The 17,231-nt window shown below is 41.8% G+C and carries 9 protein-coding genes and 1 riboswitch; of the genes, 1 reads left to right on the top strand and 8 read right to left on the bottom strand.

Annotation, left to right across the window (positions count from 1 at the left end; all coding sequences use genetic code 11):
- Nucleotides 1-43: 43 nt before the first annotated feature.
- From ABHC48_RS04280 to ABHC48_RS04265, 4 genes are all read right to left on the bottom strand, one after another.
- Complete coding sequence (locus ABHC48_RS04280; RefSeq protein WP_195699171.1) at nucleotides 44-2,209, bottom strand: ATP-binding protein; 2,166 nt, start codon at nucleotides 2,207-2,209, stop codon at nucleotides 44-46.
- The gene (locus tag ABHC48_RS04275; RefSeq protein ID WP_195699172.1) at nucleotides 2,193-3,008 is read right to left on the bottom strand and encodes a transporter substrate-binding domain-containing protein; all 816 of its coding nucleotides are present in this window, start codon (nucleotides 3,006-3,008) and stop codon (nucleotides 2,193-2,195) included. Before ABHC48_RS04275 ends, ABHC48_RS04280 begins: the two co-directional genes overlap by 17 nt.
- Before the next feature lie 45 nt (nucleotides 3,009-3,053).
- Entirely contained in the window at nucleotides 3,054-5,219 is a 2,166-nt protein-coding gene (locus ABHC48_RS04270; protein ID WP_347505140.1) for an ATP-binding protein, read from the bottom strand.
- Between the two features lie 145 nt (nucleotides 5,220-5,364).
- Nucleotides 5,365-7,209 (bottom strand): ABC transporter substrate-binding protein, encoded by a 1,845-nt coding sequence (locus tag ABHC48_RS04265; RefSeq protein WP_195699174.1) that lies wholly within the window; start codon nucleotides 7,207-7,209, stop codon nucleotides 5,365-5,367.
- Between the two features lie 100 nt (nucleotides 7,210-7,309).
- A riboswitch (cyclic di-GMP riboswitch) is annotated at nucleotides 7,310-7,385 on the bottom strand.
- A 321-nt stretch (nucleotides 7,386-7,706) separates the two neighbouring features.
- On the opposite strand from ABHC48_RS04265, the gene ABHC48_RS04260 reads away from it, so the two are divergent.
- Nucleotides 7,707-9,359, top strand: coding sequence for a sensor domain-containing diguanylate cyclase (locus ABHC48_RS04260; protein WP_243284472.1), 1,653 nt, complete (start codon nucleotides 7,707-7,709; stop codon nucleotides 9,357-9,359).
- 52 nt (nucleotides 9,360-9,411) lie between these two features.
- On the opposite strand, the gene ABHC48_RS04255 is transcribed toward ABHC48_RS04260, so the two are convergent.
- The 4 genes from ABHC48_RS04255 to ABHC48_RS04240 are packed head-to-tail and all read right to left on the bottom strand — an operon-like array spanning nucleotide 9,412 to nucleotide 17,200.
- Nucleotides 9,412-12,363, bottom strand: a complete 2,952-nt coding sequence (locus ABHC48_RS04255) for a response regulator (RefSeq protein ID WP_195699176.1) — start codon at nucleotides 12,361-12,363, stop codon at nucleotides 9,412-9,414.
- A gap of 5 nt (nucleotides 12,364-12,368) precedes the next feature.
- On the bottom strand, nucleotides 12,369-14,219 hold the full coding sequence (locus ABHC48_RS04250) for an ABC transporter substrate-binding protein (RefSeq protein ID WP_195699177.1): 1,851 nt from the start codon (nucleotides 14,217-14,219) through the stop codon (nucleotides 12,369-12,371).
- Nucleotides 14,197-16,401, bottom strand: a complete 2,205-nt coding sequence (locus ABHC48_RS04245) for an ATP-binding protein (RefSeq protein WP_195699243.1) — start codon at nucleotides 16,399-16,401, stop codon at nucleotides 14,197-14,199. Before ABHC48_RS04245 ends, ABHC48_RS04250 begins: the two co-directional genes overlap by 23 nt.
- The gene (locus tag ABHC48_RS04240) at nucleotides 16,385-17,200 is read right to left on the bottom strand and encodes a transporter substrate-binding domain-containing protein (RefSeq protein ID WP_195699178.1); all 816 of its coding nucleotides are present in this window, start codon (nucleotides 17,198-17,200) and stop codon (nucleotides 16,385-16,387) included. The genes ABHC48_RS04245 and ABHC48_RS04240 overlap by 17 nt, the downstream gene beginning before the upstream one ends.
- Between the last annotated feature and the right edge of the window lie 31 nt (nucleotides 17,201-17,231).

Genomic DNA, 17,231 nt, shown 5'->3' with positions numbered 1-17,231 from the left:
AGTCCTCCTGTCTATATTTCACCGCTTATTTGACACTGCTCTATCAATCATTCACCAATTTATGAATTACTTTTATCAGTAATTCCACATCAACTGGCTTAGCAACATGTTCATCCATCCCTGCTGCTTTTGCTCTTATTCTGTCCTCCGTGAACGCATTTGCTGTCATTGCAATGATCGGTACCTCCTTTGCATCCTCTCTGTCTAGAGACCTGATCATCTTTGTAGCTTCATAACCATTCATTACCGGCATCATAATGTCCATAAGAATGACATCAAATTCACCAGGTTCACTATTTCTGAACAGTTCAACAGCTTCCTGACCATCCCAGGCTTTTGTCACGTCAGCACCTTCATTCTGAAGCACAAATTCGGCGATTTCCATATTCAGCTCATTATCTTCCGCCAGAAGAATATGCAGCCCCTTTATAAATTTTTCGGATACATCCTTCTGTTCTTCACGTTTATCCGCATCCGGATCTATTTTAAATGGAACCCGGATCACAAATGTCGTCCCTACGCCTTTTTCACTTTCAAAAGTAATGGTTCCACCCATTTTCTCGACCAGCTTCCTTGCAATGGCCATTCCCAGTCCGGTTCCGACAAACTTTGTGCGGCTTCCCGTATATTCCTGTGCAAATGGTTCAAAAATATGTTTCTGGAACTCCTCAGTCATTCCGATTCCTGTATCCCGGCAGATAAATTCCATTGTCGTCATTCCTGGCTGTTCGGATGGGATTTCCATGCAGCTAAGATAAATATGTCCATTTTCTCTGTTATATTTCACTGCATTGGACAGGATATTCATTATCACACGTTTTACATACCCCGGACTTCCAATAAGATCACGGTGTATGATTTCTTTTTTCTCCCATACAATCCGGATATTCTGTTCTGCAGCAATCTGTTCAATTACAACAAGCACTTCCTCAGAGATTTTGCTCAGATTAAATGGACTCTCTTCCAGAACAACTTCACCCGACTCCAGCTTACTCATGTCCAGAACATCATTTACCAGTTCCAGCAACAGATTGGATGCCGCTTTAACCTTTGTTCTGTATTCCTTCTGCTTCTCCATATCATCTGCATAATGGTCTGCCATATTGATCAAACCGTAGATTCCATTAATCGGAGTCCTGATATCGTGGCTCATACGATGAAGGAATTCTGTTTTTGCCTCATTGGCGGCTTCTGCCTTTTTTGCTGCTATCAGAAGTTCTGCTTTATATTTTTCATCTTTTTCAAATTCTTGTTTCCGGTGCGCCAGATTGGTTCTGTATGTCCAGAACCAGAATATGCCGGACATCAGAAAATAAAGAAAAATAACACCTATAACACTTAATGGAAGATTACAAAACACTTCCGTATCCGGAAGATATGCGTAGATATAATAATCACGCTGTTTCAGCATGATTCCATAACATCCAATTCCTTCCTTCCTAAAATGATAGATATGCTGACTGTCTGTATGCTTTTTCATTGCCTGAACAACTTCGTTGTCGGCTGTATTCTGTCCCAACAGGCTCTCATTATTGCTGGCAACAACGATTCCGTCGTCTGCAACGATAATCGTTCCATCTTTCTGGATACTATAACCATTTAAAAGCCCCTGTATCGTCAGCGTATAGTTTCTGGCAAATTCAGGAGATGTGTAATAATAGATTGCAACGATACCCGGTGCATCTTTTCTGGCGCAGGCTGCAATGTCAATAAAGGATCCATCTTCCCTGGTAAACCGTTCCGAATAGCTTCTTTCTTCATATCCGGCAAAATCCATGATAATTTCTTTTTGCAGATACTCTGTAATCTCATTAGCCAGAGACTCATCCGTGCTGTATTCGCAGTCCGTCTTTCCTTCTGCATCCAGTACAATGATACCATCCACCCATAGAGTCTGCAGGTTTTCCTTCAGGAAATCCCGGCTTAGCTGACTGCCGTTTTCTATTTCCATATCGATATTCGTACTCATCTGTCTGGCACTTTCAATCGCACGGAGAAGACTTTTGGATTCCGAAGATTCATTATAATGGGTGTAGGTGGAGCACTGCACTTTCACATAGTTTACAATCTCTACCATTCTTTTCTCTGCTTCCGCTTTCTCCGCATGAAAGAAATAAAACAGAGAAACTACAGCCACACAGACTCCAATCAGACCGCCGAACAACTGGATTCGTTTTTCTTTTTTCTTTCTCTTAATATCCACGATCATCCACCTCCAGATACTTCTGGGGATCATCCAGATATTTTTCAATGATTTTCAGGGATGTGCCATCCTGACGCATTTCTTCCAGTGTCTGGCTCATCTGCTCACAGATTCCTCTGTCATCCTCTTTTGCAAAAGCGACACCTATTCCGGTGATCATCAGAGGCTCTTCCAGAATACGGAAGCTTGCATCATAATCCTTCATATACTGAACAATAGATTCCTCGTGTGCTGCAACTGCATCTACATATCCTTTTCCCAGAAATGTATAGATCAGCTCCCTGTGTCCCAGGCTGATCAGATTGCCCAGTTTTGGGATTCTTTCATCCGTCCGGTTCAGAAAGATACCTTCCGGTTTGGTTGTTGACTGAACAGCCAGGTTCTTTCCCTCCAGGTCACTCAGTTTATAGATATTACTATTCTCATTTACAGCAACCACCTGACGGCTTGCTATATATGGTCCCGCCCAGCGGTAATCATCAAGACGCCCTTCCATGGAAAAGCAGCCCATGATACAGTCAATCTCTCCGCTCTCCACCAGTTCTTTTTTCTTCTCCCAGTTGATCTGAACAACGTCCACCTGATATCCCATTCTTTTGAAAGCTTCTGTAGCCAGTTCTACATCGATTCCCGTCGGTACACCATCCTCATTCAGATAAATGTATGGTGGATAGTTGTCACTGCCGAGGGTAATAACAGGCCTTTCGGTTTCTTCTTTCGTGTTATCTGTGTTTTTGCACCCTGCCAGGGTGACTGCTAAAATTCCCGCAAGCAGAATGCCTGCAATCACTCTTTTTCCTTTCATTTTCTGTCTATCCCTAACTATCCTTTTTGATTCTTCTATGTCCGGTTACTTTCCATTCGTCACTGTACAGTGACCTGCGGTTCGGTACCCCCCCCCACCAGATTTTATGCTTCTGATCGTCTTTTCCAGCACCTTCATCTCAACCGGTTTTGAAACATGTGCATTCATGCCAGCCGCAAGGGAATGCTGAATGTCTTCTGAAAATGCATTGGCCGTCATGGCAATAATCGGAATCGTCTTTGCCAGTTTATGGGAACCTCTGCGGATTGCCTTCGTTGCCTCATAACCATTCATAACAGGCATCTGCACATCCATTAGAATCATGTCATAGTCACCCGGAGCAGACTGTTCAAATGCTTTCAAAATCTCTTCGCCATTTTCACAGATGGTACATTCCGCACCTTCAATCTTTAACAGTTCCGTCAGGATCTCTGCGTTCAGTTCATTATCCTCTGCACACAGGAATCTCATTCCTTGAAGGATATTACCATCCTGCTCATCTGTTTCTTCTTGTGCCGCCAGAGCAACCGTTCTATCCTCTGCAATTTTCAGATCCAAGATAACCTCAAAACAGCTTCCCTGTCCCAATTCACTCTCCACATCAATGGTGCCTCCCATTGCCTCAACCAGGTTCTTAGTAATCGCCATTCCAAGTCCGGTTCCCTGTATTTTATTTGTAAGGGAACTTTCCGCACGGGTAAACGCATCAAAAATTGTATCCTTGAAATCTGCCGACATTCCCATACCATTATCGCTAACTAAGAAACGGTACTTTGCATAGACAGATGACTTTGTCTCACATTCTTCTACAAAGAACTGAATTTTCCCACCTTCCTGGGTATACTTCACTGCATTGGAAAGCAGGTTGCTGAAAATCTGCATCAGGTGAACCTGATCACCATTCACCCACTCATGCTGAATATTTTCTTTTATGATTGTAAGGGTCTGCTGCTTTTCATATATTTGAGTATGAAATATAGTGTCAAGTTCCTGCATAAAATCCAAAATAGAAAAGTCAGCATACTTGAAGACTGTTTTTCCTGCCTCAATCTTACTCATATCCAGAACATCATTAATAATTCCTAACAGATGCTGTGATGAACTATCTATTTTATCTGCATACTCTATAACTTTCGCTTTATTACCTGCATCATGTCTGATCAAAGATGTGATACCAATGATTGCATTCATAGGAGTACGAATATCATGTGACATATTAGACAGAAAATCCGTTTTCGCCTTATTTGCATTTTCAGCTGTCTGTAAAGCCTCTGTTGCAACGTTCTTTGCCTTTTTCAGTTTTTGATTGACTACTTCCATTTCCTTCATTGTTTGTAAATGAAGTTCATTCTTTCTTTTTTCATATTCTGCTTTTTGATCTGCAAGACTAAGTCTGGAAATACTGTAGAATAATCCGGCAAAAAGTAAAAGTATAAAACCTGCCATGAGTATTGTTGTAAACAACACCGTTTTCTGGTAATCCCTCAGCACATTGTCAACAACTCCCCTTGCCACAATGCATACCAAAATGGTGTTGTTGCTTTCTATCGGGCAATACCCCAGATAATAGGGATTCTGTTTTCCCAAAAGTACAACTCCCGATTCTCTGTTATCAAACTTATTTTTGAACAAATCAGCCTCTTCTTCTGTAATAGCCTGTTCCCCTTTTAAATGTTTTAACAAAGAATAATTACGCAGGTATTTATCTCCACTCTGGTTCGTATACGTAATATTTCCGTCATGATCCAGCATGAACAAATATGCTTTCCCATCATAACCTTTCAGTTTTAACATGGAATCCAGTTTCGAATGATCATACACAGTTCCAATTGCCGTATAAGTTTCCCCATTGATAGTGTATTCCTGACATGGGATCGCAACCAGATAACCGTCTTTTTTCTCCTGATCATAATCAAGACGCACCAGTTTTCCAATATTGTATCCATTCTTTAAGTCCAGCAGAAGTTTACTTGGCATATCAATCCGCATTTTTGTTCCACCTGCTGATACTGCCTGACCATTTTCCTGAATGAATATAAGGGTGCTTTCCGATTCTTTTTCCCATGCTTCAAAGAAATTTTTGTTCGTATCCGTTTCAAGAGACAGCTCCCTCTCATGAAGTAAAAATTCCTCAACCAACTGCAGCTGGCTGTAGTATCCACTCACTTGAAGATCATAGGTCTGCTGTATCTGTTCAACAACAGCTTCCATACTGCTTTTTCCATTTTCGCTGATATACTTGCCAGACTTACTTATCAGATACTTGATACAAGCTAAGCTTAAAAGAATAATAAGTAGTATAAGCAACAGCCTTGTTATTTTTTTCTTTTATTTACCGTTTGTTCTATCTCCACTTTTACTGTTCAACCTCTATATAGTCTTCCGGTGCTGACGGCTGCCGTCCTTTTGACATTGCTTCGATCCATGCACTTGATAATGTTGTATCTTTAAGCTGCTCAATCTCACATTTCGGATTTATTTTTTTCAAAACAGACATTGTGGTGTCTGTAAGAAGAATAAAGTATTCCTTTTCTTTGTCTATTTTCTTATCATTAACTGTCAAGTCCTTTAACGAAAATCCACTTTCCGCTTGATTGACGATCATTTTCATACCGGATGCAATTGGTAATTCGTATTTATTGGTTACATAAAAATTCTCATCAGCTTCGGCGAGATAATTTTCCACGAGTTCAAAAACCTGTTTACCATTAATTTTTGCAAAATATAATGCTGTATCTGAACTCTTCGCTGTCATCATGCCAACCCGGCTATTGGTACATTCTCCTTTGTACATAGAAGAAGTGAAATAATAATATGGTGCCAGAGCCAGCTGTGCATCATTTTCTTCTCTGATCGTAGTTAAAATGGAAGATGCTGCATCACGGCCATTTCTATCGTTCAGTGAAATGGAATATTCATTTTCAAAATTCACCATTGCTTTTTCTTCTGGATCTTTACGATTCATTACACTGCGCAAAGTATCATAAGCCTGTGTTTCATCCATTTCCCCTGACAGTAATCCGTGAACAGCCTCAAGACCTGCATCAAATGATTTTTGGGCGGAATATCGGATATAAACAGCATTATGATTAATTTCCTCTTCCAGTCCAGGTACATCCTGCATCATGGTTGGAACATCTGTATTCAATGAAATAACACCGCTTCCATCCGCAATCAGCTTTTGCCCCTCTTCTGAAATCATACAATCCAGCACATCCAGTGCGGTATCCAGTTTCTCCCGGTCTTTTTCCAGGTTTTTGTTAAATGCAATGTTTAAGGACGGAGTCATGTACACGTAGGATTCATCCGATGTCTGTGAAAAGTAAGGAATACGGATCAGCTCCGCATCCATCTGTTTCTGCAGCTGCTGCATAACCGTCGGATGTCCATGAAACATTGCTGATTTTCCCTCGACAAACATCTGGATTCCTGTATCGACGTCAATATTGATATCTTCTTTACCAAAGTGCGAATCCTTAAGAAACTGACTGGTTTCTGAAAAAATACGTTTCCATAATGCATCATCAAACTTCACTTCATCCGCTGCAGTCTCTGCACTGTTTCGCCATTCAATACCATCCAGGCTTGTAAACTCACCGATTGCCGCCGCCTGGATGATTTCATTATTAGACCAGTCTTCCCCAAGATCCATGGAATACGGTTTTATGCCATTATCATAAAACTGCTGACAGGCCTGTACATATTCCTCATAATTTTCTGGAATCTTTACGCCATACTGATCAAACAGTGTTTTGTTGGCAATGATCGTCTGCGGAATACCACAGATTGGCAGCCACTGGATTTCATCCTCCGCATTCTTATAATATTGCACCGCATAGGAATAATACTTGGAAACAACATCATAAGAAGCAAAATCCATAAGATAAGGCTGTAAGTCCTGTGCATCTGTTCCAGAAAATCGCCGTACTGTTATGATATCCGGTAATTCATCATGTTCTTTAAAATAACTGTATAAATCGGTATCATTGTTACCAATAATAAATTCAATATCCTGATCAGGAAACTGTTCATGGATATAGGGTGCAATATTTTTCATCAAACGATTTTCCCACAGATAAACGGTAAGATGATCATCGTTTTTAGATACTTCTTTCTTTGACTGTCCACATCCAGACAAGACAGCAGTTGCTACAAGCACACCTGACACCACTGCTGTCAGACAACGTTTTGCCTTTTTCATACTTTTATTTTCCTCATTCTTTCCTGATAAAATCATTATTGTTACGTCTGTGAAATAACTCCGTAAAAAAAACACTGTCAAACAGACAGTGCACGTCATTTCATGCAACTGGCTGCCATTTTACAGGCCCTGTAGCTTTGCGTCCCAGACTTTCATCTGGTTTGCCGATTTCCTTATTATAGCTTTTAAATTTATGCAAAAAACTGGTTTTATTATACTATAGTACTCTACTGTACACAAGAAAAACATTACCGTTTTAACGCCGTTTTAACGCCCAAAAACATATTGTCATTATACTGTCATTTTTTTTTTAACTTATTCCGTTTTTCAACTTCTATGATATAATGCTTTATTATAAAAACTCCAATGAATAAAATGAGGTGAACCAAGTGAAGAAAAAAACACTTGTGCCTCTTATTATTTTTTTACTGGGCATATGCCTTTTTGGTTTAATTGTATACAAAACAGACACCCATGAAAAAAATCAGAGACACATATTGGCACAATTAAACGCAACCACCTATGGTGAACGCATAAAGAATGAAATTGCAGATGGAATTGAAATTACAAATGCTTTGGAACAGACCTTAATCAGTGAAAATGGCGAAATCCATCAGTTTGACACGATTGCCGGGAATCTTATGTCTGATTCTATTGAAAGCGTGCAGCTCGCTCCTAATGGTGTTGTAACAGATATTTATCCGGCTGAAGGAAATGAGGCAGGTAAGATTGATCTGCTCCATGATAAAGACCGTAAAGAGATTTCTTGTTATGCAAGAGATAACCATGCAACCATTACGCAGGGGCCCTTCGAATTAAAACAGGGCGGTTATGGAATTGCAGTCCGCAATCCAGTCTACCTGAAGGATAAAAGCGGACAAGAGTATTTCTGGGGATTTACCATTGTTATCCTGCGTGTTCCGGATATTTTTTCAGATGCAGTCATTGCACTTTCAAATTTTGGATATGAATACAAAATTTTAAAAACAGACACTCCCTGGAGTGATACTTATAAAGTGGTTTATCAGTCAGATGGTCAAATAGATCATCCGGTTTCTTACGCTTTTACAGTAGGAGATGGAACCTGGAAGCTTGAGGTAACTCCTAAAACCGGATGGAGAAATAACACACTACTGATAATTATCAGTGGTATGTTTCTTACTATAAGCCTTCTTCTGTCAGTGCTTACCAGGGTATGGCTGGTAGCAAAAGAACACAAGAACAAATATAAAATACTGGCGCGCACAGATTCTCTTACAAATATTTATAATCGCTATGGATTTGATGAATTAGCAGAAAAAATAATTTCTAAAAATCCACAAACACATTTTGTGGCTGCGCTCCTTGATATTGATGACTTTAAGTTTATCAATGATATCTATGGCCATAGTTACGGAGACAAAGCATTAAAGAGTCTGGCAGACAGTATGAAAGCTTTTTTCCCATCCGATGCATTGCTTGGAAGAAATGGTGGTGACGAATTCTGCATTCTTTTACCACATTGTACCTTTAAGGAAGCAGATAAACAGCTGCAGCAATTCACTAAGCTTCCAAAAACGTTTTCATATCACGGTAAAAAAGTTGCATTTTACATATCTCTCGGATATGCAGAATATCCAACATTTGCAGCCAGCCCTTCACAGCTTATGCGCTGTGCAGATGCAGCTCTTTATGAAATAAAACTGCATGGAAAAAACGGATGTATGGCTTACAGAAAGGGGCTCCAGTCAGGAGTCCGCAAACAGCTTGGATTTGCACTGAAGGATATCTCTGAACACCTTCCAGGTGCATTTATCATATACAGGGCAGACAAAGAAGATGATGAGCTCTTTTATGCAAACCACGAATTTCTTCATATGGCTGGTTATAAGAGCATGGATGAACTATTCAGGCTTACTCAAAAAAGGTTCCGCAATCTGATCCGACAAGATGAACAGCAACAGATTGAAACAAGCATCTGGGAACAGATTGACACAGGCAATGACAATGACTATATTCACTTTCATCTTCGAAAAGCTGACGGAACTTATCTTTCCGTGCTTGATCATGGAAGAATCGTAGAAAGCCAGCAATACGGAAAAGTATTTTATGTATTGTTCATGGATTGGGAAGATATGCAGCTTCGTTACAGTGATAAATTTTCCGAATAAATAAAAAAAACTGCTAAAAAGTTGTTAACCGAACTTCTTAGCAGTTTTTTTACTAATCTACCAGATTGTTTTGTAACGTACTGATCAATTCCTCTATAACAATTGGCTTGGATAAGAAGCCATTCATACCACATTCCAGTGCTTTCTTTTTATCTTCGTCAAAAGCATTGGCAGTCATGGCAAGGATGGTGATTCCTGCCAGTGCCGGATCCCTAAGGGCACGGATCTGCTTCGTGGCCTCATATCCGTTCATTACCGGCATCTGCACATCCATCAGCACCAGATCATAACCGCCCGGTTTCGACCTCTTGACCTTCTCTACTGCCTCTGCCCCATTTTCTGCAGTATCCACCAGGAAGCCATATTCATTAAGGATCTCCACCGCAATTTCACTGTTCAGCTCATTGTCTTCCACAAGCAGTATACATCTGCCTCTGAAATCTGAGCATGCCGCCGGAAGAACAGGCTTCTCCTGCTCAGCCTGATTCTGGCCAATGGCAGTCATCAGGGTATCTCTGATATCGGACATAAACAGAGGTTTCGCACAGAATGCAGTTACTCCTGCAGCCCTGGCTTCCACTTCGATGTCTGACCAGTCATAAGCAGTCAGAATAATGATCGGTGTATCGTCACCAAGACTGCGGATCTGTCTGGTGACCTCAATACCATTCATATCCGGCAGTCGCCAGTCGATGATATAAGCATGGAAGGCATCCCCAAGCTCCATAGACTGTCGTGCACGCAGAACAGCCTCCTTACCGGAAAGTGTCCATTCCGAACGCATTCCAACCCTCACAAGCATTTTTGTCACGCTGTCACAGGTATTAAAATCGTCATCTACAACCAGAGCCTTAAGACCTTCCAGCTCTATGATCTTCTCTATACGTTGGTGCTCAGGCTGAGTCCGGAATGGCAGTCGGACGATAAATTCGGTACCTTTCCCCTGCTCTGTCCGGACCTCAATGGTGCCACCCATCATATCCACAATATTCTTGGTGATGGCCATACCAAGTCCTGTACCCTGAGTCCTGCTTACAGTGGAAGTCCGCTCCCTCTCAAAAGGAGAAAAGATCTTCTGTACAAATTCCTGACTCATACCGATTCCGTTATCCTTCACCCGGATCTCGTACAGTTCACTGCCTCTTTTGAGACCCGGATACTGTTTCAGCCGGACAGAAACGGTTCCGCCAGCAGGAGTAAACTTGATCGCATTGGACAAAAGATTCAGCAGCACCTGATTCAGTCGTGTCTTATCACAATAGACATCCTCATTTGTCACATCCATGGCATCCATATAAAGCTCCAGCTGTTTCGCATGGATCTGCCCGCTGATGATGGTCTTCAGATCATGAAGCACATCCGACAGACTGACCTCCGTTTCTTCCAGATGGATCTTTCCACTCTCAATCCGGCTCATATCCAGGATATCATTGATCAGGGAAAGCAGATGGTTACTGGAGGAAAGGATCTTACCCAGATAATCCCGGACCTTTTTCTGATTATCAATATTACTTACAGCCAGTGTGGTAAAGCCGATGATTGCATTCATTGGCGTCCGGATATCGTGAGACATATTGGAGAGGAAGGTACTCTTTGCCCTGTTTGCTGTCTCCGCCGCACGTACTGCCTCAGAAAGTGCCTGATTCATATTCCTGTCAGAGGTACGGTCCGACATAACCAGAATATATTTCTTCTTCCGGTTCACCTCACTGCCCATTGCCACAATATGAAACCAGCGTCGTTCTCCTGTTTTCTGATGAAGATATTCAAAATCCCATTCCTGCTGTTCCGAAGTCTGGATTCCCTCCAGATAATTCTTCTTCGAATTCTCAGAATCCCATGGATGCAGTTTTCCCAGAATATAAATATCCTTCCGAATCTGTTCTACCGTAAATCCCATCAGTTTTTCCACATTCGGGCTGACATAATCTGCCTGATATGTTTTGGCGTCCAGCATCAGGAAAACATCATCCACATTCATTGACAGCTTTTGAAACAGTTCATCCCTGTACAGGATCTCTGTATCTTTTCTCCTGAGACTTGCCCTGCTTTTTTGAATAATAAAGCTGATAAGTAAAGCGGCAATACAGAGCACAACCACACTGACAAGAAGCATTGTACTACGCTGCAGACTGTTCATACTGGCGTTGACGATATCCTCCCTTACAAGTCCCAGAAACATCCAGTCCTGGATATCCGATTTTTCATAGACCAGATAGTAATTCTCTTTATCCAGATTCACCAGCATCGCATCGGTACGTCCTGCTTTAAACTTTTCCGAAAGCTCATTGATTTCTTTTTCGGACATGTCTGAATGTTCTCTCAGAACGCCAAAGAAGTTATACACGTTCCCCCATGACTCAGAAGAATGATCGACCACAACACGGCCATCCGGATGAACAATAAAACTCTGAGCATCTCCATTGAAGACAGAAATATCCAGCACATTTACAATATCAGAATTTTCATACGCAATGGCAATTGCATCATATTCAAATCCCTGATAGATTCCATGGGCCCTGGGAGTGGCAAAAACAAGCAGCTGGGATTTTCCGGGAACTGCTGCATTCGCTATCACATCATTCCCCTGCCGGATATCCTCTTCAATGTTTTCCTGTAATCCAAGGTACCCGGTTTCCCCTGTCGCCATCTTGTAGTCCCCGTCAACTGACAGAAAAAAGAAATCTAAGAATCCGGCATCTTCCTGCGCTTTCTTTATATAATTACGAATTTCGTCTTCGCTGAAGGTATTCTGCAGATTCTCACCCCACATATGAAGATAGGTCAGATTCTTATCTGTCAGTTCTCTCAGCATGTTATCAGACTGATGAAAAACTTCCGTCAGATGAGAAACACTTTCCTCATAAACAGTTTTCGATACAAATCCAAAATATCGGAAAACCATCAGAACAATTCCCAGTAAAACAGCTGTAAAGACAGCTATCTGGAATGGTTTTCCCATGACAGGTTTCTTTCTGCCTTTATTATGATTCTTAATATCCATTCTTCTCACCTCAGAGTCATGTAGTCTTCAGGCTCTGCAAGAATGGCATCACCATCTGAAACATATCCTGTCCAGGTATCTTTTACAGTGGTATCTTCTCCATCAAACACAATATTCTCATCTGCCGGATAAGCTTCCATGTGTTTAGATATCGCAAGGCAGGTTACCGTGAAAGTATCCTCGTCCTGAACTTTTTTTCCATCTTTTGTAACTTTGCTCAATATATAACCATCATCTGTTTCTTTGACTTCCACGGAAATGCCGCTGACCACAGGCAGAGAGCCACGGTTAAAGGGAATGAAACCTCCCTGATAGCCTTCTACAAAGTTTCTGACCAGTTCTGTCAGTTCTGCCCCGCTTATCCTGCAGCTATATGCCGAAAGACTGTTTGGCATGATCATGTCTCTTGCCATTTTTTCTGTATATCCAGCTTTCAGCACGTTTCCCGTAAAGCTGTTTCCGGTTGCGATTAGCACATCCGTCCCATAAATACCACGCAGAGTGTTTGCCATAACCGAATAAGCCGCATTTCCCCCACTGCTATGAAAACGGTTGGAATAGGATTTCTGTGAATCCAGCACGATATTTTCTGAAGCAAATTCTTCCGCAAGAAGCTGGGAATTAAATGACTGATAGGCCTGCTCTGCATCGTATTCTCCTGAAATCATCTTCGAAACCACATCCTTGGAAACGGAGAAAAAGTCATTTGACGCAATACGGATATACATGTGGTTTTCCTCGATCACAGGTTTCACATCCTTCAGATATTCCGTAAGCTTAAGATTCACATCCTGGCTGTAGCTTAACAGATCCTGTCCATCACTAATGATCCGGTTCTGTGCATCCTCTGAAAGCATTGTATTCAGTACCTTCATTGCTTTCTTCCGGCGCGTCTCGTCCTGTGTCAGGTCACGGTTTAATGCCACCTGAAAATATGGGGTCGTCATCAGCCACTTTTCGCCATTCTCCTGAAAGAATGGCAAAAATGTTGTGTTAATGCCCTGATCCTGTAACATTTTTACACCAGCTGAGCTGCCGAAGTACATGGCAAGCTTACCACTTTGGTACATCTCAATTATATCATCATAATTCATATCCAGATCGTCCTGGTTCAGCCCGGTATCCTGGATAAACTGTTCCATGCGTTCAAAAGCCTCCGGCCAGACGGTATCATCCAGACCTTCTCTCTTTGTATTATCCGGGTCACTGTAGGTGGTGCGCCACTTGCGTCCGTCTACAGAAGACAATTCTGATGCAGACAGACCCTGCAGTGTTTCCATACAGGTATAATCGTAATAATAGTCTGCAGTAAAGCCACGGATTCCCACCTCGTCAAATGCCTGGCAGGCAGAGACAAAGCTTTCATAATCGGTTGGCAGCGGAATTTCATACTTTTCAAAAAGGTCCTTGTTCACTACAAAACCGTGGGCATCTGCACACACGGGAAGCCAGTTTACGCTGCCATCCTCGTTCATAAAACTGCTGAGGTAGGTATCATAGACAGCACCTGCCTCATTGGTTGTGGAAAGATCCATCAGACTGTCCTTCAGCGGACTTGCGTCATGCAGGGAAAACCGGCAGCAGGTAATAATATCCGGCAATCCACCGTTTTCATCAAGAAACTTATAAAAATCCAGATCATTATTGCCGACTACAAATTCAACATTGATATCCGGAAGCTGTTCCTGGATGTATGGTGCATATTTATCATACAGGCTGGTGCTCCATAAATACACTGTGATGGTTTCTGCATCTTCTTTTTCTGCAATTTTTCTGCCGCAGCCTGACAAAAGTGATGTGCCTGTCGCTATCACCAGAAGTACAGCAAGTAACTTACTCCGTTTTTTCTTTTTCATTATGACTCCCCCTGAAACTGTGTTTCATTAGTTTATAAATTATATTTATTAATAATTTTCCATCAACAGGCTTTGCTATATGTTCATCCATTCCTGCTTCTTTAGCTCTCAGTCTGTCCTCCGTGAATGCATTTGCTGTCATTGCAATGATCGGAATCATCTTTGCATCCTCTCTGTCCAGAGAACGGATTTTCTTTGTAGCTTCATAACCATTCATAACCGGCATCATAATGTCCATAAGAATGACATCAAATTCACCAGGTTTACTTTTTCTGAATAGCTCAACAGCTTCCTGTCCATTCCATGCTTTCGTCACCTCAGCACCTTCATTCTGGAGCATAAATTCTGCAATTTCCATGTTCAGCTCATTATCTTCTGCCAGAAGAATATGCAACCCCTTTATAGATTTTTCTGATACATCCTTCTGTTTTTCACGTTTATCCGCATTCATATCTATTTTGAACGGAACCCGGATCACAAAAGTAGTTCCTGTGCCTTCTTCACTTTCAAAGGTAATGGCTCCGCCCATTTTCTCGACCAGATTCTTTGCAATCGGCATCCCAAGTCCTGTTCCGGCAAATTTTGTGCGGCTTCCTGTGTGTTCCTGTGCAAATGGTTCAAAAATATGTTTTTGGAACTCCTCAGTCATTCCGATTCCGGTATCCCGGCAGACAAATTCCATTGTGGTCATTCCTGGCTGTCCGGCTGGGATTTCCATGCAGCTGATATAGATATGTCCGTTTTCTCTGTTATATTTCACCGCATTGGACAGGATATTCATCATCACCCGTTTCACATACCCCGGACTTCCAATAAAATCCCGGTGTGTGATTTCTTTTTTCTCCCACACGATCCTGATATTCTGTTCTGCAGCCATCTGCTCGATTACAGCAAGTACTTCCCTTGAAATACTGCTCAGATTAAATGGAATCTCTTCCAGAACGATTTCGCCTGACTCCAGCTTACTCATATCCAGAATTTCATTTACCAGTTCCAGCAGCAGGTTAGATGCTTCTTTCACCTTTGTTCTGTATTCCGTCTGCTTTTCCATATCATCTGCATAATAGTCTGCCATATGTACCATGCCGCAGATTCCATTGATCGGAGTCCGGATATCATGGCTCATTCGCTGTAGAAACTCTGTTTTTGCCTCATTGGCTGCTTCTGCCTTTTTTGCTGCTATCAGAAGTTCTTCTTTATATTTTTCATCTTTTTCCTGTTCCTGTTTTCGGTGTGCCAGATTGGTTCTGTATGTCCAGAACCAGAATATACTAAACATCAGAAAATAAAGAAAAATAACGCTTATCACACTTAGTGGAAGGTTATGGAACACTTCTGTATCCGGAAGATACGCATAGATATAATAATCCCTCTGCTTCAGCATAATTCCGTAACATCCGATTCCTTCATTCTTCAAATGGTAAATGTGCTGACTATCTGTATGTCTCTTCATTGCCTGAATAACTTCGTTGTCAGCCGTATTCTGCCCCAGCAAGCTCTCATCATTGCTGGCAACAACAATCCCCTCGTCTGCGACAATAATCGTTCCATCTTTCTGGATACTATAACCATTTAAAAGTCCCTGTATCGTCAGTGTATAGTTTCTGGCAAATTCAGGAGGTGTGTAATAGTAGATTGCCACAATACCCGGTGCATCTTTTCTGGCACAGGCTGCAATATCAATATAGGATCCGTCTTCCCTGGCAAACCGTTCTGAATAAGATCTTTCTTCATATCCGGTAAAATCCATAATAATGTCTTTTTGCAGATACTCCGTAATCTCATCAGTCAGAGACTCATCCGTACTGTATTCGCAGTCCGTCTTTCCCTCTGTATCCAGTACAATGATACCATCCACCCAGAGAGTCTGCAGGTTTTCTTTCAGGAACTCCCGGCTTAGATGACCGCCGTTTTCTTTTTCCGTTTTAATATTTGTACTCATCTGTCTGGCACTTTCAATAGCACGGAGGAGGCTTTTGGATTCCGAAGATTCATTATAATGGGTGTAGGTGGAACACTGCACTTTGACATAATTTACAATCTCTACCATTCTTTTCTCTGCTTCCGTTTTCTCCGCATGAAAGAAATAAAACAGAGAGACTACTGCCACACAGATTCCAATCATACCACCGAGCAGCTGGATTCGTTTTTCTTTTTTCTTTCTCTTAATATCCAAGATCATCCACCTCCAGATATTTCTGGGGATCATCCAGATATTTTCCAATAATTTTCAGGGATGTGCCATCCTGACGCATTTCTTCCAGAGTCTGGCTCATCTGCTCACAGATTCCTCTGTCATCATCTTTTGCAAAAGCGACACCTATTCCAGTGATCATCAAAGGTTCTTCCAGGATACGGAAGCTTGCATCATAATCCTTCATATACTGAACAATCGATTCCTCATGTGCGGCGACTGCATCTACATAGCCTTTTCCCAGAAATGTATAGATCAGTTCCCTGTGTCCTAGGCTGATTAGATTGCCCAGCTTTGGGATTCTTTCATCTGTCCGGTTCAGAAAGATGCCTTCCGGTTTGGTTGTGGACTGGACAGCAAGGTTCTTTCCCTCCAGGTCATTCAGGCTGTAGATATCGCTGTTCTCATTTACAGCGACCACCTGACGGCTTGCTATGTACGGTCCTGCCCAGCGGTAATCGTCAAGACGTCCTTCCATAGAAAAGCAGCCCATGATACAGTCAATCTCTCCGCTCTCTACCAGTTCTTTTTTCTTCTCCCAGTTGATCTGGACAACCTCCACCTGATATCCCATTCTTTTGAAAGCTTCCGTAGCCAGTTCTACATCTATGCCCGTCGGTACGCCATCCTCGTTCAGATAATTGTATGGCGGATAGCTGTCGCTTCCGAGGGTAATAACAGGCTTTTCAGTTTCTTCTTTCGTGTTATCTGTGTTTTTACACCCTGCCAGGGTGACTGCTAAAATTCCCGCAAGCAGAATGCCTGCAATCACTTTTTTTCCTTTCATTTTCTGTCTATCCTAACTATCCTTCTCGTAT

Source organism: Ruminococcus sp. 1001136sp1 (assembly GCF_039841815.1).
GTDB lineage: Bacteria > Bacillota > Clostridia > Lachnospirales > Lachnospiraceae > Blautia_A > Blautia_A faecis.
Note: the sequence above shows the minus strand (reverse complement) of the source record. Positions and strands in the feature narration are given on the sequence as shown.